Origin of the sequence: Bradyrhizobium sp. STM 3561, assembly GCF_045571455.1 — a bacterium.
In the GTDB taxonomy this organism is placed as follows: domain Bacteria; phylum Pseudomonadota; class Alphaproteobacteria; order Rhizobiales; family Xanthobacteraceae; genus Bradyrhizobium; species Bradyrhizobium vignae.
Map to the genome: position 1 here is coordinate 2495281 of NZ_CP120695.1, position 21961 is coordinate 2517241.

General features: G+C 64.3%; 24 protein-coding genes. 12 read left to right on the forward strand and 12 right to left on the reverse strand.

The genetic code is table 11. The features are described 5' to 3' along the window. The first annotated feature begins 144 nt into the window (after nucleotides 1-144). Together P6U28_RS11470 and P6U28_RS11475 are read left to right on the forward strand one after the other, a co-directional pair. A complete protein-coding gene (locus P6U28_RS11470) occupies nucleotides 145-2454 on the forward strand; it encodes an NADP-dependent malic enzyme (RefSeq protein ID WP_122403531.1) in 2310 nt (769 codons plus the stop codon). A gap of 315 nt (nucleotides 2455-2769) precedes the next feature. Beyond that, the gene (locus P6U28_RS11475) at nucleotides 2770-3222 is read left to right on the forward strand and encodes a DoxX family membrane protein (RefSeq protein WP_122403529.1); all 453 of its coding nucleotides are present in this window, start codon (nucleotides 2770-2772) and stop codon (nucleotides 3220-3222) included. Here the strand turns inward: P6U28_RS11475 and P6U28_RS11480 are convergent. From P6U28_RS11480 to P6U28_RS11500, 5 genes are all read right to left on the reverse strand, one after another. Beyond that, on the reverse strand, nucleotides 3219-4274 hold the full coding sequence (locus tag P6U28_RS11480; protein ID WP_407122248.1) for an AraC family transcriptional regulator: 1056 nt from the start codon (nucleotides 4272-4274) through the stop codon (nucleotides 3219-3221). The two genes, P6U28_RS11475 and P6U28_RS11480, sit on opposite strands and share 4 nt — an antisense overlap. A 514-nt stretch (nucleotides 4275-4788) precedes the next feature. Then, a complete protein-coding gene (locus P6U28_RS11485; protein ID WP_407122250.1) occupies nucleotides 4789-5340 on the reverse strand; it encodes a dihydrofolate reductase in 552 nt (183 codons plus the stop codon). A gap of 7 nt (nucleotides 5341-5347) precedes the next feature. Next, nucleotides 5348-6358: a polysaccharide deacetylase family protein gene (locus P6U28_RS11490; protein ID WP_407122252.1), complete on the reverse strand. Its 1011-nt coding sequence runs from the start codon at nucleotides 6356-6358 to the stop codon at nucleotides 5348-5350. Between the two features lie 161 nt (nucleotides 6359-6519). Then, a complete protein-coding gene (locus P6U28_RS11495) occupies nucleotides 6520-7089 on the reverse strand; it encodes a glutathione peroxidase (RefSeq protein WP_407122254.1) in 570 nt (189 codons plus the stop codon). Between the two features lie 91 nt (nucleotides 7090-7180). After that, nucleotides 7181-8779, reverse strand: a complete 1599-nt coding sequence (locus P6U28_RS11500; RefSeq protein WP_407122256.1) for a L,D-transpeptidase family protein — start codon at nucleotides 8777-8779, stop codon at nucleotides 7181-7183. Between the two features lie 209 nt (nucleotides 8780-8988). Between P6U28_RS11500 and P6U28_RS11505 the strand changes: the two genes are divergently transcribed. After that, nucleotides 8989-9537: a CreA family protein gene (locus P6U28_RS11505; RefSeq protein ID WP_407122258.1), complete on the forward strand. Its 549-nt coding sequence runs from the start codon at nucleotides 8989-8991 to the stop codon at nucleotides 9535-9537. A gap of 15 nt (nucleotides 9538-9552) precedes the next feature. On the opposite strand, the gene P6U28_RS11510 is transcribed toward P6U28_RS11505, so the two are convergent. Continuing rightward, nucleotides 9553-9738 carry a hypothetical protein gene (locus P6U28_RS11510; protein WP_407123054.1) on the reverse strand — a complete coding sequence of 62 codons (186 nt, stop codon included), beginning with the start codon at nucleotides 9736-9738 and terminating at the stop codon, nucleotides 9553-9555. A 399-nt stretch (nucleotides 9739-10137) separates the two neighbouring features. Here P6U28_RS11510 and P6U28_RS11515 point away from each other — a divergent pair, with 399 nt between their 5' ends. After that, nucleotides 10138-10317, forward strand: coding sequence for a hypothetical protein (locus P6U28_RS11515; protein WP_407123218.1), 180 nt, complete (start codon nucleotides 10138-10140; stop codon nucleotides 10315-10317). Between the two features lie 27 nt (nucleotides 10318-10344). Beyond that, a complete protein-coding gene (locus tag P6U28_RS11520) occupies nucleotides 10345-10707 on the forward strand; it encodes a hypothetical protein (protein WP_122403523.1) in 363 nt (120 codons plus the stop codon). Between the two features lie 12 nt (nucleotides 10708-10719). Here P6U28_RS11520 and P6U28_RS11525 read toward each other — a convergent pair whose 3' ends face one another. After that, complete coding sequence (locus P6U28_RS11525; RefSeq protein WP_122403522.1) at nucleotides 10720-10965, reverse strand: DUF6719 family protein; 246 nt, start codon at nucleotides 10963-10965, stop codon at nucleotides 10720-10722. Nucleotides 10966-11032: 67 nt separating this feature from the next. After that, nucleotides 11033-12502, reverse strand: a complete 1470-nt coding sequence (locus P6U28_RS11530) for a PLP-dependent aminotransferase family protein (RefSeq protein ID WP_407122260.1) — start codon at nucleotides 12500-12502, stop codon at nucleotides 11033-11035. 75 nt (nucleotides 12503-12577) lie between these two features. Between P6U28_RS11530 and P6U28_RS11535 the strand changes: the two genes are divergently transcribed. The 7 genes from P6U28_RS11535 (at nucleotide 12578) to P6U28_RS11565 (ending at nucleotide 19254) form a co-directional block, all read left to right on the forward strand. Continuing rightward, nucleotides 12578-13303 (forward strand): pyridoxamine 5'-phosphate oxidase family protein, encoded by a 726-nt coding sequence (locus P6U28_RS11535; protein ID WP_407122262.1) that lies wholly within the window; start codon nucleotides 12578-12580, stop codon nucleotides 13301-13303. Nucleotides 13304-13357: 54 nt separating this feature from the next. Next, a complete protein-coding gene (locus P6U28_RS11540) occupies nucleotides 13358-14635 on the forward strand; it encodes an ArgE/DapE family deacylase (protein ID WP_407122264.1) in 1278 nt (425 codons plus the stop codon). Between the two features lie 280 nt (nucleotides 14636-14915). Continuing rightward, on the forward strand, nucleotides 14916-15725 hold the full coding sequence (locus P6U28_RS11545; RefSeq protein ID WP_129142905.1) for an alpha/beta hydrolase: 810 nt from the start codon (nucleotides 14916-14918) through the stop codon (nucleotides 15723-15725). 35 nt (nucleotides 15726-15760) lie between these two features. Continuing rightward, on the forward strand, nucleotides 15761-16600 hold the full coding sequence (kynA, locus tag P6U28_RS11550) for a tryptophan 2,3-dioxygenase (protein WP_129142904.1): 840 nt from the start codon (nucleotides 15761-15763) through the stop codon (nucleotides 16598-16600). Between the two features lie 8 nt (nucleotides 16601-16608). Further along, nucleotides 16609-17811, forward strand: a complete 1203-nt coding sequence (kynU, locus tag P6U28_RS11555; RefSeq protein WP_407123055.1) for a kynureninase — start codon at nucleotides 16609-16611, stop codon at nucleotides 17809-17811. A 286-nt stretch (nucleotides 17812-18097) separates the two neighbouring features. Next, a complete protein-coding gene (locus tag P6U28_RS11560; protein ID WP_122403516.1) occupies nucleotides 18098-18496 on the forward strand; it encodes a PaaI family thioesterase in 399 nt (132 codons plus the stop codon). A 152-nt stretch (nucleotides 18497-18648) separates the two neighbouring features. Then, entirely contained in the window at nucleotides 18649-19254 is a 606-nt protein-coding gene (locus P6U28_RS11565; RefSeq protein WP_407122266.1) for a GNAT family N-acetyltransferase, read from the forward strand. Nucleotides 19255-19332: 78 nt separating this feature from the next. Here the strand turns inward: P6U28_RS11565 and P6U28_RS11570 are convergent, their stop codons facing one another. The 4 genes from P6U28_RS11570 to P6U28_RS11585 all read right to left on the reverse strand — a co-directional run bounded on the left by P6U28_RS11570 (nucleotide 19333) and on the right by P6U28_RS11585 (nucleotide 21961). Further along, nucleotides 19333-19638: a hypothetical protein gene (locus tag P6U28_RS11570; RefSeq protein WP_122403514.1), complete on the reverse strand. Its 306-nt coding sequence runs from the start codon at nucleotides 19636-19638 to the stop codon at nucleotides 19333-19335. Nucleotides 19639-19733: 95 nt separating this feature from the next. Continuing rightward, nucleotides 19734-20420 (reverse strand): DUF2161 domain-containing phosphodiesterase, encoded by a 687-nt coding sequence (locus P6U28_RS11575; RefSeq protein ID WP_407122268.1) that lies wholly within the window; start codon nucleotides 20418-20420, stop codon nucleotides 19734-19736. A gap of 93 nt (nucleotides 20421-20513) precedes the next feature. Beyond that, nucleotides 20514-21194, reverse strand: a complete 681-nt coding sequence (locus tag P6U28_RS11580; protein WP_407122269.1) for an SDR family oxidoreductase — start codon at nucleotides 21192-21194, stop codon at nucleotides 20514-20516. Nucleotides 21195-21217: 23 nt separating this feature from the next. Then, a complete protein-coding gene (locus P6U28_RS11585; RefSeq protein ID WP_122403512.1) occupies nucleotides 21218-21961 on the reverse strand; it encodes a tyrosine-protein phosphatase in 744 nt (247 codons plus the stop codon).

Below are 21961 nucleotides of genomic sequence, written 5' to 3' on the forward strand. Positions count from 1 at the left end.
CCTGTTGATGGGGCCGCAATCGGATGTTGCCACCGGGCCTTCGGCCGTGCTTCATCCCGTTTCCACGACCCGGAAATCCCGTCCGCTTCGGCCGGCGCTCCGGATGACGCATTTTGAGGCCGGTAACGCGAGGCAAGACACCGCATGTCATCCTATTCTGATGATCTCCACCAGGCGGCGCTGGCCTATCATCGTCTGCCGCGCCCCGGAAAGCTCGAGATCCAGGCAAGCAAGCCGCTTGCGAACCAGCGCGACCTGGCGCTTGCCTATTCCCCGGGCGTCGCCGCGGCTTGCACCGAGATCGCCAAGAACCCGGCCGAGGCGGCCACGCTCACCACCCGCGCCAATCTGGTCGCGGTGGTCTCGAACGGTACCGCGGTGCTCGGCCTCGGCAATATCGGCCCGCTGGCCTCCAAGCCGGTGATGGAAGGCAAGGCGGTCCTGTTCAAGAAATTCGCCGGCATCGACGTGTTCGACATCGAGATCGCCGCCGACACCATCGACCGCGTGGTCGAGACGGTGGCGGCGCTCGAACCGACCTTCGGCGGCATCAATCTGGAAGACATCCGCGGACCGGAATGCTTCGAGATCGAGACGCGCTTGAAGGAGCGTATGAAGATCCCGGTCTTCCACGACGACCAGCACGGCACCGCCATCATCGTCGCCGCCGCCATCGTCAATGGCCTCAGGCTGAACGGCAAGAAGCTGTCCGAGGTCAAGATCGTGGCCTCGGGAGCAGGGGCTGCCGCAATCGCGACGCTGAACCTGTTGGTGTCGATGGGCGCGCAGCGCAAGAACATCTGGGTCTGCGACATCGACGGTCTCGTGCATGAGGGGCGCAACACCTCGATGGACCGCTGGAAGGCGGTCTATGCGCAGAAGACCGACAAGCGCACGCTCGCCGACGTCATCGGCGGCGCCGACATCTTCATCGGCCTCTCGGCACCCGGCGTGCTCAAGCCCGAGATGGCCAAGGCGATGGGTGACAAGCCCTTGATCATGGCGCTCGCCAACCCGGTGCCGGAGATCATGCCGGAAGAGGCGCGCAAGGCGCGGCCCGATGCCATGATCTGCACCGGCCGCTCCGACTACCCGAACCAGGTCAACAACGTCCTCTGCTTTCCCTTCATCTTCCGCGGCGCGCTCGACGTCGGCGCCACCGCGATCAACGAGGAGATGAAGCACGCCGCCGTCGAGGCCATCGCGCAGCTCGCGCGCGAGGCGCCGTCGGATGCGGTTGCGCAGGGTTTCGACACCGGCGAGACGCAAGGCTTCGGTCCGGGCTCGCTGATCCCGAGCCCGTTCGATCCGCGCCTGATCCTGCGCATCGCGCCGGCCGTGGCGAAGGCGGCGATGGAATCGGGGGTCGCGACGCGGCCCATCACCAATTTCGACGAGTACAGGGCGCTGCTCGAGCGCTTCGCCTTCCGCTCCGGCCTCGTCATGAAGCCGATGTTCGCCAAGGCCAAGACCCAGCCGGTCCGCGTGATCTATGCCGAAGGCGAGGACGAGCGCGTGCTGCGCGCCACGCAGGTGGTGCTGGAGGAGAAGCTGGCGCGACCGATCCTGGTCGGCCGCCCGACAGTCGTCGAGGCGCGCATCAAGCGCTTCGGACTCTCGATCAAGGCCGGCAAGGATTTCGACCTCGTCAATCCCGAGGACGATCCGCGCTACCGCTCCTACGTGCAGTCCTATGTCGAGGTCGCCGGCCGTCGCGGCGTGACGCCGGATGCGGCACGCACGGTGGTGCGTACCAACAACACTGTTATCGCGGCGCTTGCGGTGGTGCGCGGCGAGGCCGACGCCATGCTCTGCGGCGTCGAGGGCCGCTATATGAGCCATCTGCGCCATGTGCGCGAGATCGTCGGTTTCTCGCCGGGGATCAGCGATTACGCCGCGCTGGCGCTGCTGATCACCAGCAAGGGCGCCTTCTTCATCGCCGACACGCAAGTGCGGCCCAATCCGAGTGCGGAGGAGCTGGCCGAGATCGCGGCGCTGGCGGCCCTGCACGTGCAGCGCTTCACCCTGAAGCCGAAGGTCGCTTTCATCTCGCATTCCGATTTCGGCAGCTACGATACGGACTCCTCGCGCAAGATGCGGCGGGCGACCCAACTCCTGAAAGACAAGCATCCCGAGATTGAGGCCGACGGCGAGATGCAGGGCGACACCGCGCTCTCGGCTGCGGCCCGCAAGCTCGTGCTGCCGCACTCCAAGCTCGAGGGGGAGGCCAACATCCTGATCATGCCGAACCTCGACACCGCCAACGTGGCCTATCAGATGATCAAGGCGCTGGCGGACGCACTTCCCGTCGGTCCGATTTTGATCGGCCCGGCGCGCCCGGCCCACATCCTGACGCCGGGCGTCACCGCGCGCGGCATCCTCAACATGACGGCGGTTGCGGTCGTGGAAGCCCAGGAGCGCGCCGCGCGGCAGCAGCCGACGTTGTTTACGTAGCTGCTTCGCCCGCTCAAGGTGTTGTGGGGTGCTCGCTCCGCAAACTCGTCATGCCCGGGCTTGTCCCGGGCATCCACGTTTTTCGTCCTGCGAGGCAAGTCGTGAATGGCCGGGTCAAGCCCGGCCATGACGCTGAGAGCGTTGCGGCCGATCGCGCCGCTCTCGGTTCGATTCCGCTAGGGAGCGCCAACTGAATAGCGCGCCGCCAGCTTTGAATTCCTCGCGGCTCTCCATTTCCTCGTTTGAAAAGCGCAAACGGACTCTTCATAATCCCCTCGAGCGTTCCCTGCGGTAGCGCTTTGCAAGAGGCCGATCATGCCAGCGTTCGTGACTTTCGGGCGAATCCTGTTCGCGGTGCTGTTCGTCTATACGGGCGCAACCAAGCTCTTTGCCATCCAGGCGACCGCCGATCTCATCGCCGCCAAGCTGGTCGTGCCTGACGTCATCGCCCCCTATGCCAAGCAGATCGAGGCGGCGACGGCCATGACGACGCCGCGGCTCCTGGCCATTGCGATCGGCGGGCTCGAGATCATTGCGGGGCTGATGATCGCGCTGAACTTCGGCGCGCGCTTCTTCGCGATGCTGCTGATCATCTACGTCGCGGTCGCGACCGTCCTGTTCTACGATTTCTGGAACCAGACTCCGCCGGACAACGCCAAGATGCTGGTCGACGCGCTCAAGAACCTGTCGATCATCGGCGCGCTCTGCATGATCATCGGCTACGGCCGCACGACGCGCCCGGCTGAGGCGGCCTACGGCGACGTCTAGCCATCAATCCGCTCTCGGAGGCGCGATCTCGCGCATCCAGCGGGAAATAGTCGCGCTGCTTGCTCCATCCGTGCCCCGCTGTACCCCGAGCAAGGCCGCCTCGCGCGCGGCGCGGGGCGTGATGCCATAGGCTGCCTTGAACGAGCGCGTGAAATGCGCGTCGGAACCGAGCTGCCAGCGCCGCGCGACCTCGCTGATCCGCGGACCACGTGCGCCCGAATTGGCGAGATCGAAAAGGCGCGGTGCAGCCGGCGGCTGCGGATGTAATCGGCGATGCCGCCCACCGGCGCGAACAGCCGGTACAATGACGCCCGGGACAGGCCGAAATGGGCCGCGATCGAATTGGCGGATAGATCCTCACGGGCAAGTCCGGCCTCGATATATTGGCGGATCCGCATCAGGGACGGGCTCGCAGCGATGGTATGGTCGGCATCGGCATCGCCGCGTTCGAGCTCGTTGCGCAGGCAGGCGGCCAGCAGCGAGACCGTGCCCTCGACCACCGATTGGCATTCGTCGAGCGTCATGCGCGGCGCAAATTCGAACAGCGCGGTGAGATGTCCCGCCAGCAGCCTTGCGATCACGCTGCTGCCCGGCAGGACGAGGCCGTGCACATCGTCGACCCGCAGGAGATGGGTGCCGAACATCGGGCGCGGCACGACGAGCGTGACATTCTCGAACGCCGTCGCCTTGGTCTCCAGGGTCTGGGCGAGGTCGAACAGACAGATGTCGCCGGCGCGCACCTGCATCGGCCGGGTGCCCGCGACGCCGTCATAGCCGCCCTTCAGATAGAGCTGGAGGATGATGTGGTCGACGCCGCTGCGCGCGATCGTTTCAGCCGTCCGGCGGAAGCGCTGGCCGCTGGCACGGCTCAGCCCGATCAGCGCCGGCCCCATGGCGTAGGAGCTGATGTCGGCGCGAAACGGACCCGGTTCGTCGGCGGCGAGCTCGTCGACCTCGAACAGCGTGGCGACAGCCTCCCGCCAGGCGGCGACGTTCGCATCGGTCTCCATCTGATCGGCGGTGAAGCCGAATGCCGGTAGCAGGGATGACATCGGGGCTGCATCATATGTCAGTCCGGAGCCGTCTGGGGGATTTGTCGTCGTATCGTCGTCGCTCATACTGGTGGGTGGTCGCGTCTTGATCGTGGTTAAGGAGCGGGGAAGGTCCCAGCCGGACCAATCATGCCTCGCTGCAGGTTTACATCCGGCGAAAGGAAATGGTTCGTTCGTCCAGAAATCCTGCCGCCCGCGGGCGGCAGCCTCGATCCGAAGCCGTCCAATCTTGCGCTTTTGTCTCAGTCTATTGATGCGGTGTTTCTGAATGGCCGGCTCGTATTGACGCAGCGCCGCGGACGCTGGCTATAGCGCCATCACCGCCGTCGGGGCCGATTATTGGGTCTCGGCAAATATGCTAGTCGGCTTTGCGCTGGCCGGCGGCGGGACCAATTTAGCTTGCTGAAACGCCAGGATAAATAGCGGTATTATATTGCCGGTACTTTGCATGGGGTTGTTTTTCCAGTTTTGAAACTGACCTCCCGCTGTGAGCGACGTCGGCAATGCCGAGAGGCTAACCCGGCCGCCACGGCGTCACGGTCACGTCATGCGCCGCATCGAGCAAGTACGGCGCGCCCGGCTTCATCCCATGCGAAGCCAGCACCTCATGCGGCGTCCGCTGGGGCACGCCGACAAAGCAGCCTTCACCGCCGGGCAGCCGCACGTGCGGAGCCTCCGACAGCCAGAACGTGTCGTAACGGTCCATGAACATGTCGAACACGACCGGGCCGCCGATGATGGCGATCATGCCGGAGGCGACGTCCGCGAAGGCGCAGGCCGCCTCGAAGCTCGCATGCTCCGGATTCCACAGCGTCGCGTTCGGCATCTCCGGATCGACGGTGAGGTCCTTGATCTTGCGGGTCAGGATCAGCCGCTTGCGCTTCGGCGAATTCGGCTGCTGCTCGTGCGAGTGCCGGCCATGCACGATCAGCGCGGCGCGCTCGAGCGCCTGCTCGAAGAACAGCTTGTCGCCTTCGAACTTCAGGCTGTCGGGCATGACGTGATCGGCATCGGCCAGCATGCCGTCCGCTGACACGATGACGTAGCCCTCGATACGGAAAGACAACGGCCTTCTATTCGGATACGGTCGTCACCACGGAATTGACCGGGCGCTGGCTCACCGTCGGCAGCTTGATGTCCTTGAGCAGCTCCTGATCGTATTCCGGCAGCGTCGAGGCCGGGAATTTGGCGCGCATCGCCACCACCTTGTAGCCGCCGGCCTTCAGCCGCTTGAGCAGCTCGGGCAGAGCCTCCGCAGTGTGCTTCTGGAAGTCGTGCATCAGGATGATGCCCTTGCCCTTGGTGTCGAGCTTCTTCATCACCGTCTCGATCACCTTCTCGGGCTTGGAGGCCTTGAAGTCGAAGGAGTCGATGTCGCAGGAGAAGATCGCCATGTTGCGGTTGCCGAGATAGGTGACCATCTCCGGCGGATGTTGCAGCGCCGGGAAGCGGAAGAACGGTGCGGGGGAGATACCACCGAGCGCCCACTTCACGGCGGAAAGACCCTTCTCGATCTCTTCCTTGCGCTGCGCCTCGTTAAGCTTCTTGTTGTTCAGATTGGCGTGCGACCATGTGTGGCTGCCCACAGTGTGGCCGGCGGCGTAGACCTGCTTGAGGATCTCCGGCTCATAGGTCGCGTGCTTGCCGATCGAGAAGAAGATGCCTGTGGTGCATTCGTCGGCGAGCGCCTTCAGCACGGCAGGCGTGTTCTTCGGCCAAGGGCCATCGTCGAAGGTCAGCACCACCTCGTGGTCGCGCAGGAAATCGAGCTCCTTGAAATGCTCGAAGCCGAAGCCGGGGCCACCCGTGGTGTCGATCTCGACGGTGCGGGCGACACCGAGGGCGCCCGGCGTATTGCAGGCCGCGCGCGCCGGCTGCGGCGCCTGTTTCGGCGGGGGCGGATTGACGAAGCCCGCTGGGGCCGGAGCAGCTGCTGCAGGCGCAGGAGCCGCAGCGGGCGCTGCAGCCGCCGGTGCGGCTTGTGCCGCGGCTGCGGGCTTCGCGGCCGGTGTCTGCGACCATGCTGCGCCGGTCAACGCAACCGACAACGCGCTTGCCAAAATCAGTCCTGCCGCCACATGCATGGTGTTGTCCTCGAGATTGATCCCGTTGTTCCGCCGCGGCTTTTCGCCTGCGGCAAAAACCGTCCTGCCCCAAACGATCCTAGCCTAGATGGTGGGCCCTCGCCATTGCAACGGCTGTTTGACCGCCCGCCATAATTGTGCCCAGCCGGATAGGGCCGGCGTCAACTATCGGCCAGCGCCCTGGCAATGGCCGTTTTGATCCGCGTGTCGGCCGGTTCGACTGCGGAGGGAAAGACCTCGGCGATATAGCCGTTGCGGCCGATCAGGTATTTGTGGAAGTTCCAGCGCGGAACTTCCTTCGGTCGCGCCTCAGCGGCCCATTTGTAGAAGGGGTGCGCTTTTGCACCGACCACCACGGCCTTCGCCGCAACCGCGAAGGTAACACCATATTGGTGATGCGCGGTCTGCATGATCTCACTCGCGCCGCCGGGCTCCTGGCCACCGAAATCGTTGGAGGGCACGCCAATCACGGTAAGCCCGCGCTCGCGAAACTCGTTCCAGACCTCCTGCAAGCCGGCATATTGCGGAGTGTAGCCACAGAGCGAGGCGGTGTTCACCACCAGCAGCGGCTTGCCGGTGAACGCGGCGAGGCGGATGTCGTCGCCTGACAGTGCAGGGAAGGAGAAGGCATAGGCCGAGATCCGGCTCATGCCACCATCAGCGAGGGCGCGCGTTACGGGCGCGAGCGTGCCGCCGAGCGCCGCGATGAGCATGGTCCTGCGGTTCATCATGACGGCGTCCCCGAAATGATCCGGAAGGCATGTTACTCCGCCGGCGCGAGCGGGCTCGTCAACAACGCGTTATTGAACACTGCGAGAGGCGCTAGTACAGGCGGACGATGAAATCGGTGCCTTCGCCGGTCTCGCCCTGGTTGATGCCCTGGTCGGAGACGATGATTGAGCTGCCTGACGTCAGCATCTCGTTGATCTTCGCCATGGTGTCGGAGGGGACGGAGATGCGGTCGAGGGCTTCAGCCGGGCTGTCCGGCATGAGCACCGGTTTTGCAGCGACGGGGATCACGACGGCGCCGCGCTGGCGGCGCGATACGCGGCTGTCATCCTCGCGTGCCGCGGAACGCGCGGCGACGGGCAGCGACACCACCGACCAACGCAGTGCATTGGCATCGGCCTTGTCGACTTCTGCGGTGAAGACATGCGTGCCGAGCGGCCGGTCGCTCGCGGCGATCGTGACGGGCACCTCGAACAGCGGCGCAAAATTCTGCCGCACATAGAGCTTGGAATCCTTGCGGCTGATGAAGACGGCGATCTGGCCGGCGCGTTTGGGCGTATCAGTCTTTGTCGCCGGCGCAGGATCGGCAACGCGGTTCTCGTCCTTTTTCGCATCGGGCGAGGTGGCGAGCGCCGGAGCAGTCGCTTGTGCATTGGGCGTCTTCGCGGAGTCCGCCGCCTCGGTCTTGACCGGCTCGGCCTTGACAGCCTCGACCTTCTCGGCGGGCTTGTCGTCGTTCGCTGGCTTGGCCGCATCTTGCGACTGGGACTTGGGCGTATCAGACTTGAGCGCATCAGACTTGGGCGCATCAGATGCCTCGGCCGTCTTGACGTTGTCGGCCGGTGCCGCGGCTTCGTCGCGCGCGGGCGCATTGCCCGTGGTCACATCCGACATGACGGCGTGGCCGACGGAGGTGCGCAGGTCGAGCACGCTGTCGGCGCTGGCCGTCTTGGTCTCGACTGGCTTGATTTCGGCGGTGCCCTTATCGGCCTTGTCGCTGACATTGGTCTGCGGTTCGATGCTCGCCGCGGGCTGCGGTGGCACGCGCAAGGAGGCGAGCAGGGGATGGGAAAAGCTCTGCGGTGACATCTGACCCGGCGCCACGATCACGCGCGCACCCATCCGAGTCCAGTTCCACATCTTCATCGCGAACGCCATCGGCATGCGGATGCAGCCATGCGAGGCGGGATAGCCCGGCAGCACGCCGGCATGCATGGCGACGCCGGACCAGGTGATCCGCTGCATGTACGGCATCGGCGCGCCGCTATAGATGTTGGAGTGGTGGAATTTGTGCTTCTGAATGACGCTGAACACACCCATCGGCGTCGAGTGGCCCTTCATGCCGGTCGAAACCGGGGATTCCGCGAACACGCCGTTGCTGTCGTAGATCGTCACCTTCTGCCGGTCGATCGAAACGACAATGACGAGCGGTCCTTGCGGCTTGGTGCCGGCTTCCTTCTCGATGAGGCTTTCTTTCTTGCTTGCGACGCCACGCTTTTGCGGCTTCTGGCGCGGTATTTCGGGAAGCCGATCCTGCCGGGCGTAATAGGACCCGTCGGAATAGTCCGTCCAATAATAAAACGCTGCGTCTGCCTGGCTGGTCGCGCCGATCGCACCCACCGCCGTCAAGATGGCGACCTGCCACAGCCGCGCCGGCTTGGCGGCAGAACCCGAACCGTTCACGCTGTTCATCCTCGAATCCATAATCCAAATCAGATGTTAGTGTCTCAGAGGGGACTACGCGTTCACCAGCAGGGCGGTTCTGCCGTCAGTTACTTTTGTTCAAGACGTAGCAAAAAAGCCTCACGGAGCGGTAAACGGCGGCCGCGCCTGACTGTCCGCGTCCTTCCTGATCGTCGCTCGCGTTCCTACATTGCGGGAACTTGTTACCGGAGAACTTCATGTCATCCCGTTTCCCCGGTCTTTCCAGCATCCGCTTGAAAGGCCTCGCTTTATTCCTGCTGATTCTGACCGCGCCGATGGCGGCGGCGTCCGCCGCCGATGAGCCTGATCTGATCTTTCGCCGCTCCACCGTGTTCAAATGGATGAGCCCGAACGACAAGCTCGCGACCTATGGTCTCGATGATCCTGAAGTCGAGGGCGTCGCCTGTCACTTCACCGTGCCGGAGAAAGGAGGCTTCAAGGGCTGGCTCGGCCTTGCCGAGGAGGTCTCGGACATCTCGCTGGCCTGTCGCCAGATCGGTCCGATCAAGTTCAAGCACAAGATGGAGCAGGGCGACGACATGTTCCGCCAGCGCCGGTCGCTGTTCTTCAAAAAGATGCAGATCGTGCGCGGCTGCGACGCCAAGCGCAACGTGCTGGTCTACATGGTTTATTCGGACAAGCTGATCGAAGGCTCGCCCAAGAACTCGACCTCGACCGTGCCGATCATGCCGTGGGGGCCGGCGGACGCGAACGTCCAGAAGTGCGGCGAGTTCTTCACGCAGTGACGCGTTCGCGTTTTCTCAGTGACGATTGCGCGGCTTCGCGAGATGAGAACCGGTCAGCCGCACGAACATCTGCGGCGCGGCCTCGAAGCCGCGGCTCGATTGCAGCGCCATTTCGCCGGCGCTGCCGCGAATGGGTGTTTGCTCTCCGCGATCGGTCTGTAGATCCGCATCGCGCGGCGTTGCGCGATTTCCCGCCATCATGATGGCCATCCCTCACGTGAATGCGCCCGATGATCCGGGCGTCTCGGTTTCGATGGCTTGGGTCGCCGCCGAACCACCCCCGGTTCGATCGCACCCAGCCCTCGTTTGCCGCTCCTTTCAGCAGAAAAGAGTAAAATGCATGTGAAACGCGGGCGGCGGGAGCGTGACGGCGCCTGTGCAAGGCGCATGTCCGTGCTGGCGCCGGAACTTGGCGGGCCACATTGACCTGCAGCGAGACCTTGCTGAAATGACTGGCATTTTCCGAGAAATGTTTCGTCGTCTTGAATGGGACGAAACAATTCTCACGAAGACGAAACCATTTTCAGCTTTTCACGCATCACGCACGAAACCGCCCATGGTTATCAGCGTCACAACGACGGCGCACCGCCGGCGACCGAATTGGGACACAAGATCATGCGCGCGCTCGGCTTCATCCTTGCTTTCGGTTTCGTGCTCGCCGGCTCCTCATTTGCGGGTTCGCCCGACGGCGATCTCCCCGGTGTCGGCACTTTCCAGTACAGCGGCTCGCCCGTCACGGTCCCGGCCGCACAGCCGATCATGGTCGCCGCGCGCCTCTGACCGCACACAATAGCCGGCAAAGCCATCATGTTGCTTCGTCTCTGCGCCGCAGCGTTCGTGTCCGTTCTGACGATCAGTTCCGTTCAGGCGCAAGTGCGCGCGCCCTCCAGACTGCCCGATCCCCGCACCGAATTCGTGCGCCAGTGCGCGCCGCGCATGCTCGGACGCTGGGAGCATCCGGAGGAAGTCTGCGGCTGTCTGCACGACCACGCCGCCGCGGCCGTCGAGGACCGCGATCTGCGCGAAGCGCTGCTGCGGGGCATCAGCGAAACCGGCGTGCCCACCATCGAGACCGATTGGGTGCCGGCTTCCAAGCAGGGCGAGATCGGCCCGACCTTCACCAAGATTGCCAAACCGACGCTGCAGTGCATGTTCGATCCGGCGAAGTAGCCTCTCAGATCATCATTTCATTTTCGGTCCGTGCCGCGGCACGCAGGAACTCGTGCGCGAGACTCCCTTTTCGGTCATCTTCGCACCGCGCACTTCCTTGACCTGGCCGGCGGGGCAGGTTCCATCATCCACGAGCACACGCTGGCCGAGCTTCAGATCGACGATGTCCTGCTCGCGTCCAATAGTCCCTGCGCGTGTCGTTGAGGCAAGCGCGATGGAGATCAGCAGCGAGAGGCAGGTTGCGTGGCGAAGCAGCATGATGTGAGGTCCCGGCATCGATGCCGCAATTTAGGGACCGGCAGGCGATTCTGATAGTGAAGCTTCGTCACGCCCGGCGGTCCGATTTTCGGCTTGCGCCCAACGCTGCGCGCGATTCCTTCGCGAGACGTTCGGCGGCGGTCACGAGCTGTGGAACCGGGTGGCCGGAAAATCCCAGCACGAAGCCGGGCAGCGGACGCCCGCGCGAATAGGTGTCGGCCAATAGCCAGCCTTCCGTGCCGGCCGCTCGCTTGGCATGCGCTGCCACCGCCGGATCGACCGAGGGATCGAATCGGGCGACGAGATGCAGGCCTTGTGAGGGCACTGGCACCGAAAGCGCACCATCGGATGCGACTTCCAGCGTTTCGGCGAGCACATCGCGCGCCTCGCGATAGAGTTTACGCACGCGCTTCAGGTTCGCGGCGAAGGCGCCGGAATTGAGCATGTCCGCCACCGCGCCCTCCATCAGTGTGCCGGGAAAGCGATCGAGCGCCGCGCGCGCGGCCGTCACGTCCGCGATCAGGCGTTCGGGCAGGGCGCAATAGCCGATGCGAAGGCCCGGAAACAGCGTCTTGGCAAACGTGCCCAGGTAGATCACCCGCTGGAGGCGATCGATGCCGGCGAGCGACATCAGCGGTGCGCCGTCATAGCGGAATTCGCTATCGTAATCGTCCTCAAGCACGAATGCGCCGGCTTGCTTCGCCCAGTCCAATAGCTCGAGCCGCCGCGGCATCGACATCTGCACGCCCAGCGGAAACTGGTGCGACGGTGTGACGTAGGCCGCGCGCGCCGACGGTGCCGCGATGCGGCCTTTGGCGACACGCATCCCGTGCTCGTCGACGGCGACAGGCACGGCGCGATAGCCGCAATGCGCGATAGTCTTTCGCGCGGCGGGATAGCCGGGGTCCTCGCACCAGACCTGGTCGTTGGACTTCAGGATCGCGCTCAGCACGATGCGCAGCGCGTGCAGCGTGCCCGACGTCAGCATGATCTGATCGGGGTCGCAGCGCAGTCCGCGCGCCGACAGCAGGTGATCGGCGATCGCCGCACGCAGCTCGCGGCTGCCGCGAGGATCGCCATAATGCAGGTGCTCGGACCCGAACGCGCGCATGCGGCGGCCGACGAAAGCGCGAAGGCGTTGCACCGCACGCTCGTCGATATGGGTGCAGCCGAGCGCAAGCGCGCCTTGCCTCGGTGTTTCGACAACCACCTTCGGCTTGTTGGTCTCGGCCCCCCTCGCGGGGATACGTGCTGCGACGAAGGTTCCGGAGCCGACGGTTGCGACGGCAAAGCCGTCGGCGATCAGGCGCTCATAGGCGGTGACGACGGCGTTGCGCCGGAAGCCGGTCTGCCTGGCCAACGTCCGCGATGGCGGCAGCGACTCCCCGGGCTTGACCAGGCCAGAGACGATCGTTTCGCACAGCGCCTGATAGAGCCGGTGCGCGGCGGAGGCGCCAGCCGTGACGTGGGGCCCGGTCAGGTCGAGCGGAAGCTCGGCCTTGGCTCGGCAGGAAGAATTGGTCGGAATTTTTTGCATGGAATTGGAACTATCGCAGACCAAACGTGCCGCTACAACTGCTTCGGAAATCATCCAATCCGACCAGGAGCGGCCGTGAGCCAGACCGAGACATCAAATTCCTATCCGACATCGGCGCGCAACCAGGTGAAGCGCCGGCACGACCGCGGCTTCTACGATCACGATACGGTTCATCGCATCCTGGATTCCTCGATGCTGTGCCACGTCTCCTATGTGATCGAGGGCCAGCCCTATTGCACGCCGACCTTCTTCTGGCGGGAGGGCACCAAGCTCTACTGGCACGGATCGAGCGCCAGCCGCATGTTGCGTAACCAGACTAAGGGCGAGCGCGTCTGCTTGACGGTCGCCCATCTCGACAGCCTCGTGCTGGCGCGCTGCGGCTTCAATCATTCCGCCGACTACCGCGCAGTCATGGCGTTCGGCACGGCCTATCTCGTCACCGATCCCGAGGAGAAGGAGCGGGCGGTGATCGCGATGGTCGATCGCTTCTTCCCGGACCGTACCGCCGGCCTGCGACAGAGCACTACGCAGGAGATCAAGGCAACGTCCTTCATTGCGATGGAGATCGAAGAAGCCTCGGCCAAGATCCGCGCCAAGGGTGTCGCTGACGACGACGAGGACTATCCGTTGCCAATCTATGCCGAGCGCATTCCGGTGCGCACGGTGCTCGGCGCGCCGGAACCTTGCCCGCGCCTCCTCGAGGGTGTTACGCGCCCTGCGACGCTCAATGGCTATTCAGAAGGCCGACTGCTCGAAGATGCATTGCGGGATGCTTATTCTGTGGAGTACCCGAACGGCTGAAATCGGCTAGCTTGCGCTCCATCGATGATCTGAATGCCCGATTGGAGTTGCCTGATGAATGCCGAAACGCAGCAGAGGATTCTTGATGCCGTCGATGCCGGCTTCAAAGCCCAGCTTGCGACCACACGTGATTTCGTCGCGATCCCCTCGACCCGCGGGGCCGAGGGGCCGTGCCAGGACATGATCGGAGACCTCCTGCGCGAACGCCGCTATGAGGTCGACGACTGGTACATCAACATCGACGACCTCAAGGATCTGCGCGGCTTCGGCTCGATCGAGCACGATTTCTCCAAGGCGCGTTCGGTGGTGGGCACCTACCGTCCGCAAACCAGCGTCGGCAAATCGCTGATCCTGCAGGGCCACTGCGACGTGGTGCCGGCGGGTCCGCTGGAATTGTGGGATACCCCGCCGTTTTCACCCGTCATCAAGGACGGGAAGATGTTTGGCCGCGGTGCCTGGGACATGAAGTCGGGCACGATCGGCGCGCTCTACGCACTCGATGCGATCAAGGCCGCTGGCCTCAAGCCGACGGCACGAATCCACTTCCAATCCGTGATCGAGGAGGAGAGCACCGGCGTCGGCGCGCTCTCCACGCTGCAGCGCGGCTACCGCGCGGATGCCTGCTTCATTCCCGAGCCGACGGGCGGGAAGATGGTGCGCTCACAGGTCGGCGTGATCTGGTTTCGTCTGCGCGTGAAGGGGCACCCGACCCATGTCGCCTTTGCAGGTTCCGGCGCGAACGCAATCATGGCGGCGTATCATCTGATCCAGGCGCTGCAAAAGCTCGAGATCGAATGGAACGAGCGCGCCAAGGCCGATCGCCACTTCAAGACACTCAACCATCCCATCAACTTCAACCCCGGCATCATCAAGGGCGGCGACTGGGCCTCGAGCGTGCCGGCCTGGTGCGACGTCGACTGTCGGATTGCCGTATTGCCGGGCTGGTCGATCGCCGATCACCAGAAGGAGATCATGGCTTGCGTCGCTGCCGCTGCGCGTAACCACCCCTTCCTCGCCAACAATCCGCCGCAGATCGAATGGTCGGGCTTCCTGTCGGAAGGCTATGAGCTGACCAATGCCGCGGAGCCTGAGGCTGCGTTCGGCAAGGCCTTCAACAAGGTCTATGGCGGCGCGGTCGAGGACCTCGTTTTCACTGCGCTCACCGATACCCGCTTCTACGGTCTCAACCACGGCATTCCAAGTCTGTGTTTTGGCGCCAGCGGAGGCGAGATGCACGGCTTCAACGAGTTTGTCGAGCTTGAGTCGCTGAAGAAGGCGACCAAGGCGATGGCACTGTTCATCGCCGAGTGGTGCGGGGTGGAGAAGGCGTAGTTTGCGGTCCCGGACGCGGGTGCAGCGCGCGGACGATGCGAAGCGCCGTTCCGCGTGGCGCTCCGCAGAGCCGGACCCATGTCGCCGTATGCACTGGACCCCGGTTCAGCAGCGCATCGTTGCACGCTGCGCTGCGCCCGGGAAACGCACGGGCCAGTCGTCGCCTGTCCAATAGATGGGCTCCTCTCGAATGCTTTAAGCTTAAAATAAACACTAGGATGCCGGCCGTACCGGTGGCAGACTGGTGTCCGGTTCGCTGGACGAGTCCTCGGGAGCAACGATGCGCGATTGGGATGACGCTTATGCCAATTCGGCCCATATCCCGGGCTCAGACAAGATGCCTGCGCTGTGGGTGGAGCGGGCGGCGGCCTACCGCGCCGGGCTGAGGGGGATTCGCCCCGACATCGCCTATGGCACCGGCCGGCGGCAGAAGCTCGACCTGGTCCTGCCTGACGGCGACAGCCAGGGCCTCGTCGTGTTCGTCCATGGCGGCTACTGGATGCGCTTCGACAAATCGACCTGGACCGATCTCGCCGAAGGCGCGCGGCATCATGGTTGGACGGTCGCGCTGCCGAGCTACACGCTGACGCCGGCCGCACGCATCTCCGATATCACAGCAGAAATCGCCGCCGCGATCGCCAAAGCGGCATCGCTCGTCTCAGGACCGATCCGGCTCGCTGGCCATTCTGCCGGCGGGCATCTCGTCACGCGCATGCTGTGCGACGACAGCCGGCTCGAGTCCGCCGTCTACGACCGCATCGTCGGGACGCTCTCGATCAGCGGCCTGCATGACCTGCGTCCGCTGCTCAAGACCAAGATGAACGAGACGCTGCGCATGACCATGGAGGAGGCGACGCTCGAAAGTGCGGCGCTGCACCTGCCGCGCGGGCATTCGCCGGTGACCGCCTGGGTCGGTGGCAGCGAGCGGCCCGAATTCATCCGTCAGTCCGATCTGATGGCCAATATCTGGACCGGCTTTGACGTGCCGACCCGCCTCGTCGTCGAGCCCGGCCTCAACCATTTTACTGTGATCGACGGGCTGAAGGACCCGTCTTCACCGATCACCGCCCGCCTGATCGGCCTCGATTGAGCAAAGCCGGGCGAGATCGATCGAAAGGACCTGTCATGACGTCCAGCGATTACGATCCTACCAGCGAAGGCGCCGAGACCGATTTCGCCCGGCGTATGTCCTATGGCGACTACTTGGCGCTGGATGCGATTCTTGGCGCGCAGCATCCGCTGTCGGAAGCGCATGACGAGATGCTGTTCATCATCCAGCATCAGACTACGGAGCTGTGGATGCGGCTCGCCATCCACGAGCTCAGCGCCGCGCGCCGTGCGATCTCACGGGATGAGGTGCAGCCCGCGATGAAGATGCTGGCGCGGATGTCGCGGATCTTCGAGCAGCTCAACAACGCCTGGGACGTGCTGCGCACCATGACGCCCAGCGAATATACCCGTTTCCGCTCGCAGCTTGGGCAATCCTCGGGCTTCCAGTCGCGCCAATACCGGCTGATCGAATTTCTGCTCGGCAATCGTAACCACGCCATGCTGAAGCCGCATGCGCACGATGCGGAGACGACGAAGCTGCTCGAAGCCGAACTCGCCACGCCAAGCCTCTATGACGAGGTGCTGCGGCTCGCCGACCGCAATGGACTGAAAATGCCGCCAGCGGTGCTGGCGCGCGACGTCCGTGAGACCCACAGCTTCAACGAAGGCGTGCTGCAGGCCTGGCGTATCGTCTACGAGGCGCCGGAGACGCACTGGATGCTCTACGAACTTGCCGAGAAGCTGGTCGATTTCGAGGACTATTTCCGCCGCTGGCGCTTCAATCATGTGACCACGGTCGAGCGCGTCATCGGTTTCAAGCGCGGCACCGGCGGCACTGGCGGGGTCAGCTATCTCAAGCGCATGCTGGAGGTCGAGCTGTTTCCCGAACTCTGGCGCGTGCGTACGATTCTGTAGGGATGTCCATGACCAGGCTTTGCGTCTATGACGACACCAAGGCACTGTTCCATTTGCCGGACGGAATGATCTATCTCGACGGCAATTCGCTTGGTGCGCTGCCGCTGGGCGTTGCCGAGCGGGTCAATCGCGTGATCACCGAAGAGTGGGGCAACGAGCTGATCCGCGCCTGGAACACCGCAGGCTGGTATGTCCAGCCACGCCACGTCGGCGATCGTATCGCACGGTTGATCGGTGCTGCAGCCGGCTCGGTGATGGTCGGAGACACGCTGTCCCTGAAGGTCTATCAGGCACTCGCCGCCGCGCTCGACATGACCCCGTCCCGCAAGATCGTCCTGTCGGACACCGGCAACTTCCCGACCGACCTCTACATGGCCGAGGGCCTGATCACGACGCTCGGGCGCGGCCATCAATTGCGCTTGGTGGCGCCGGAGGAGATCGAGGCCGCGCTGTCGGAAGAGATCGCGGTGCTCTACATTACCGAGGTGGATTACCGCACCGGCCGCCGCCACGACATGTGGAAGTTGACCGCGAAAGCGCATGCGCTCGGCATCGTCACGGTCTGGGATCTCGCCCATTCCGCCGGCGCCCTGCCAGTTGATCTTTCCGGCTGCGGCGCCGATTTCGCCGCCGGCTGCACCTACAAATATCTCAACGCCGGTCCCGGCGCGCCCGCCTTCCTCTATGTCGCGCCGCGCCATGCCGACAGCGCGCGTGCCGCTCTGTCCGGCTGGATGGGCCACGCAAAACCGTTTGCGTTCGATCTCGCCTATGCGGCGGCCGGCGGCGTCGAGCGCATGCGCGTCGGCACCCCGCCGGTGTTGGCGATGGCGGCGCTGGAGGCCTCCCTCGACATCTGGGACAGGGTCGACATCGAGGAGGTTCGCGCGCGCTCGCTGGCGCTCGGTGACCTCCTGATCGGCGAGATCGAGCGACGTTGCCCGTCCTTGAAGCTGGCGACGCCGCGCGCGCATGGGCAGCGTGGCTCCCAGGTCTCCTTCGCCTTCGATGACGGCTACGCCGCCATGCAGGCGCTGATTGCCCGCGGCGTCATCGGCGATTTCCGCGCGCCCGACATCATGAGGTTTGGGATCACGCCGCTGTACATTGGCGAAAGCGAGATCGTGCGGGCGGCGGAGATCATCGAGGAGGTGATCGCGGGCGGGGTGTGGCGCCGGCCGGAATATCAGGTCATGAACGCGGTGACGTGAGGAAAATCTCGTGCCCCGGACGCAGCGCAGCGCTTCTTAGCGGTGCGCTGCAGAGCCGGGGCCCACGCGGAACCGAAATCCGTCGCGAGATGGTCCCGGCTCTGCGCAGCAACGCCATTAGCGCGTTTACGCGCGTCTTCGACGCGCTCCGGCGTTGCAGCGCGTTCGGGAACACGAGGGTATTGGCGCTGAGTGCCGATATCACGAGTACCATTACCTCGGACGTCATTGCTTTACGGTGCGAAGCAATTCACGCTGAGACAACAAGCAATTGGGAGGAGATCCGATGACGCCGCTCGAGAAACTCAAAGCGATGAAGATGCCGTTCGCCGAGCTCAAGGGCGTCGAGTTCATAGAGGCCGAGAAGGACCGCGTGGTGGCGCGGATGACGGTCCGGCCCGATCTCTGCACACTTCATCACACCATCCATGGCGGGGCGGTGATGGCGCTGGCCGATTCCGTCGGCGCGGCAGCGACCGTGATCAATCTCCCCGAGGACGCCAAAGGCACCACCACGCTGGAGAGCAAGACCAATTTCATCGGTGGGGCCAAGGAGGGAACCACAATCATTGCCACGACCACCCCGGTCCATCGTGGCCGGCGGACCCAGATCTGGACCACCCGGCTGGAGACGGAGGACGGCAAGCTGGTCGCCGTGGTGACCCAGACGCAGCTGGTGCTGTAGGACCACGAGACTTTGATTTTATTCACGAATTGGTCGCTTTCGCTGCCTCGAAGTTGGGCAGGTTTCCGTCTTGAAAATCATGGTGCGATGCACAATATAGGGGACCTAGGGATTCGAACGCCTCCTCGAGGGACACCAAGAGGAGTTTTGACGTGGTACTTGAAGAGACCGTCCGCACCGCCCCGGGCTATGTGCGAACCCTGATCCAGCAGGAAGAATTGCCGCTTCTGCGCGATCACCTGCTCAGACTCGATGCCGGCAGCCGGCACGACCGTTTCAACGGCTTTCTCGACGACAGCTTCATCGAGCGTTACGCCGCCCGCTGCGCCGAGGACGGCACCGTGATCGTTGCCTATATCGTCGATGCCGTGGTGCGCGGCGCGGCCGAACTGCATCCGCCGGAAGACGATTCGCTGCCCGAAGTCGCCTTCAGCGTCGAAGCCTCCACGCGCCGCCAAGGCGTCGGCACCGTGCTGTTCCGCCGGCTGATCGCGGAGGCGCGCTGGAAAGGCTACAAGCAGTTGCGCATCACGACGGGCGCCGAAAATCACGCGATGCGGGCGCTCGCCCGGAAGTTCGGGGCACATCTGGCTTTCCGGCACGGCGAATCGACCGGTACGATCGACCTCGCCAAGACGCCTGAGGCCGAGCTCGCTGATCTCGCGGCTTCGCCCTTCATGGCCGGGCGCGCTCTTCTCAGCTTCAACAGCACTTGCTGGAAGCTGATCTCAAGCATGTACGGCAATCGTGCCGCGTAGCCCAATCACGGACGGGAATCAAAAAGCGGACCGGTAAAACCGGTCCGCTTTCGTATTTCCGGGTCGAAAGATGAAGGCTTACGTGCCGGTGCGCTTGTCAATGCCGAAACGGCGGACCACGCGACGCTCGACCACGACCGAGCGCTGCGCGCCCTGTTCACCGGCGATCACCCGCGTGGCCGTGAGGCGGCTGTTGGCGCGGGCTTGCTTCTTCACCTCGGCCTGCACGATGTCGAGCGGCATCCCCATCAAGGCGGCGGCGATCTCCGCCTGCTGCGCCTGGTCGTCGGTGATGCCGACAGCGGCGAAGATCGCCTCGTCCAGGGTGGGCGGATCGTGGCGCACGCGCCGCGTGCCATATTTGGTATTCCAGTCTGCGCTCATAACGGCCTCGTTTTGATGCCGGGATACCTAGTGCCGCGAATGTTGCATTGCAATATGTAATTGGTGTGGCAGCTCAGCTATGCACCGGTCGGGTGTCATGGCGGTGACGCAGCACTTGCGCCGACCTCCACCCGCTGCTGGGGCCAGCGTTTCAGGGCAGCGTGTCCAGCTTCGGTGAGCCGGTAGAGTCCCCGCTCAGCGCGTTCAAACCAGCCATACACATTGTTAAGCAAAATCTTGCCGGCATCGGGACAACGGACGCGCAGCTCGCGTACGGGCCGCGGACCTGTCGCGAGCTCTGATGCGCAGGCCAGCGCCTGCTGCCGATAGGCCGTCATGATTGGTGCGCGGGTGCTGCCGCCGGGCACCGGGTCACCCTGCCGGCGCTGATGCTCGGCGACGAGTCGCGAGCGCACTTTCGGCTCGCGGCGCGGCGTCGCGGTTGGGGGCTTCACCAGCACCTCGACCTGGCCGCGGTCGGTCACCCCGAGCATGCCGAAGCCGAGGCGGCGGCAGAGATTGCGATAGCGTGCGTCGCTCTCGCGTCCCTTGCCGCGCGCTGACATCTTCGCCGCGATCCAGACCTCGTCGCCGGCCGGTGCGCGATCGACCGCCTGCAGGATCAGCTCGAGATTGAAGGCGAGCTTGAGCTCGCCGATCACCACGATGGGCGGATCGTCGGCACTGAGGCCGACGAGATCGCAGCCACCGACCTCGCCCTTGACCGTGAAGCCGAGCTCTTCGAGGAAGCGTTTGACGGGGAGATAGAGCGCGGTTTCCACGGGTGGTCCGATCGAAGAATCAGTTGCGTGCAGTCTAGAGCCTTCTCGGCTCCGATTGAATCCGAGGCGCCCCGACGTTTCGGCCTAAAAGCGCTACACCCGGCCGCCGACCGGGATCAGCGCGCCGGTGATGCCGCTGGCGGCATCGCTGGCGAGGAACAGGATCACCTCTGCGAGCTCCTGCGGTGTCACCCATTTGGAAAAGTCCGCCTTTGGCATGTCGGCGCGGTTGGCCTTGGTGTCGATGATCGAAGGCAGCACGGCGTTGACCGTGATCTTACCTTTCCATTCGTGGGCGAGCGCTTCGGTGAGGCGATGAACGCCGGCTTTCGACGCGGCATAGGGGCCCATGCCGCTGCCGGCCTGGAGCGCGCCCATCGCGCCGATATTGATGATGCGGCCAGCCTTGGACGAGAGGAGGTGCGGCAGCGCCGCGCGCGAGGTGTTGAGCGCGGTCAAGACATTCAACGCATGCATGCGCTGCCACGTCGCGATGTCGCCGTCGCCGACGGTCTCGAAGGCGAAGCCGCCGGCGATGTTGATCAGCGCGTCGAGCCGGCCGAAATGCTTCGCCGCCGCATCTATCGCCGTCTTCGCCTGCGCCGGGTCGGACAGATCGACGCCGCCTATCGCGATGCTTTCAGGCTTCGCGGGACTCTGCGAAAGCGCGTGATCGACGCCGGCAACGCGCGCGCCGCGCGCCTGTGCCGTCTCCGCAACCACCCTGCCAAGCGCGCCGAATGCGCCGGTCACGATCAGGACCTTGTCTTGCATCATCGTTCTCCCGGCGCCGTAGCCTATGATTGCAGATAGCGCGCCTTCAATGCGGTTCGCTCGGCCGTGCCGAGCTTCAGCCCGTCGCGCAGATAAGTTTCGAGGTCGCCATATTCGCTATCGATCGCCTCGAAAGCGGCCGCCAGGTACGAGGCCTCGACGCTGCCGATCGCGTCGAGAACATCGGCCGGAAGATCAGAGGCGTTTGACGCGTCACGCTTGTAGTGCCGGTTGGTCAAGAGGTAGTCCTCGGCAATGACATCGTCGCGCACGCCCAGCGCATGCAGGATCAGCGCGCTGGCAAAGCCGGTGCGGTCCTTGCCCGCAGTGCAGTGGATCACGAGCGGCGCGCGGTCTTCCAGCAGATGGCCGAACAGCGCACGAAAACTGTGCGTATTGTGGCGGACATAGTTGCGATAGGACTCGCGCATGAGCTCGAGCGCGACCGGTGCGGTCAACGTGCCCCGGGCGAGTTCAGCGCGTAGCGCGGCCACGACGGTCGGTTCGATCGGCAGCGAATGCACCGTGATCTCGTTCACGACGCAGATGCCGGCCGCGCGCTCCTCCAGCCCACGGAAATCGAATGCGCTGCGGACGCCCAGCGCGCGGACGATCTCGACATCGGCAGCGGTGAGCTGCCCGAGATGATTGGAGCGGAAGATGTGGCGCCAGCGCGTGGTGCGGCCGTCAGTCGTCGGATAACCGCCGAGATCGCGAAAATTGCTGGCGCCTTGCAGGGCGAGATGGCGGGCAGGGGAGTCTGACAT

Bases quoted from the DNA above. Each gene is read 5' to 3' on its own strand.
- kynA (WP_129142904.1), top strand. From the start codon at position 15,761: ATGACGTCCAGCGATTACGATCCTACCAGCGAAGGCGCCGAGACCGAT.
- P6U28_RS11490 (WP_407122252.1), bottom strand. From the start codon at position 6,358: ATGCATGTGGCGGCAGGACTGATTTTGGCAAGCGCGTTGTCGGTTGCG.
- P6U28_RS11495 (WP_407122254.1), bottom strand. From the start codon at position 7,089: ATGATGAACCGCAGGACCATGCTCATCGCGGCGCTCGGCGGCACGCTC.
- P6U28_RS11545 (WP_129142905.1), top strand. From the start codon at position 14,916: ATGCGCGATTGGGATGACGCTTATGCCAATTCGGCCCATATCCCGGGC.
- P6U28_RS11560 (WP_122403516.1), top strand. From the start codon at position 18,098: ATGACGCCGCTCGAGAAACTCAAAGCGATGAAGATGCCGTTCGCCGAG.
- P6U28_RS11580 (WP_407122269.1), bottom strand. From the start codon at position 21,194: ATGCAAGACAAGGTCCTGATCGTGACCGGCGCATTCGGCGCGCTTGGC.
- kynU (WP_407123055.1), top strand. From the start codon at position 16,609: ATGACCAGGCTTTGCGTCTATGACGACACCAAGGCACTGTTCCATTTG.
- P6U28_RS11470 (WP_122403531.1), top strand. From the start codon at position 145: ATGTCATCCTATTCTGATGATCTCCACCAGGCGGCGCTGGCCTATCAT.
- P6U28_RS11540 (WP_407122264.1), top strand. From the start codon at position 13,358: ATGAATGCCGAAACGCAGCAGAGGATTCTTGATGCCGTCGATGCCGGC.
- P6U28_RS11475 (WP_122403529.1), top strand. From the start codon at position 2,770: ATGCCAGCGTTCGTGACTTTCGGGCGAATCCTGTTCGCGGTGCTGTTC.
- P6U28_RS11530 (WP_407122260.1), bottom strand. From the start codon at position 12,502: ATGCAAAAAATTCCGACCAATTCTTCCTGCCGAGCCAAGGCCGAGCTT.
- P6U28_RS11520 (WP_122403523.1), top strand. From the start codon at position 10,345: ATGTTGCTTCGTCTCTGCGCCGCAGCGTTCGTGTCCGTTCTGACGATC.
- P6U28_RS11570 (WP_122403514.1), bottom strand. From the start codon at position 19,638: ATGAGCGCAGACTGGAATACCAAATATGGCACGCGGCGCGTGCGCCAC.
- P6U28_RS11500 (WP_407122256.1), bottom strand. From the start codon at position 8,779: ATGAACAGCGTGAACGGTTCGGGTTCTGCCGCCAAGCCGGCGCGGCTG.
- P6U28_RS11525 (WP_122403522.1), bottom strand. From the start codon at position 10,965: ATGCTGCTTCGCCACGCAACCTGCCTCTCGCTGCTGATCTCCATCGCG.
- P6U28_RS11510 (WP_407123054.1), bottom strand. From the start codon at position 9,738: ATGATGGCGGGAAATCGCGCAACGCCGCGCGATGCGGATCTACAGACC.
- P6U28_RS11480 (WP_407122248.1), bottom strand. From the start codon at position 4,274: ATGTCATCCCTGCTACCGGCATTCGGCTTCACCGCCGATCAGATGGAG.
- P6U28_RS11585 (WP_122403512.1), bottom strand. From the start codon at position 21,961: ATGTCAGACTCCCCTGCCCGCCATCTCGCCCTGCAAGGCGCCAGCAAT.
- P6U28_RS11505 (WP_407122258.1), top strand. From the start codon at position 8,989: ATGTCATCCCGTTTCCCCGGTCTTTCCAGCATCCGCTTGAAAGGCCTC.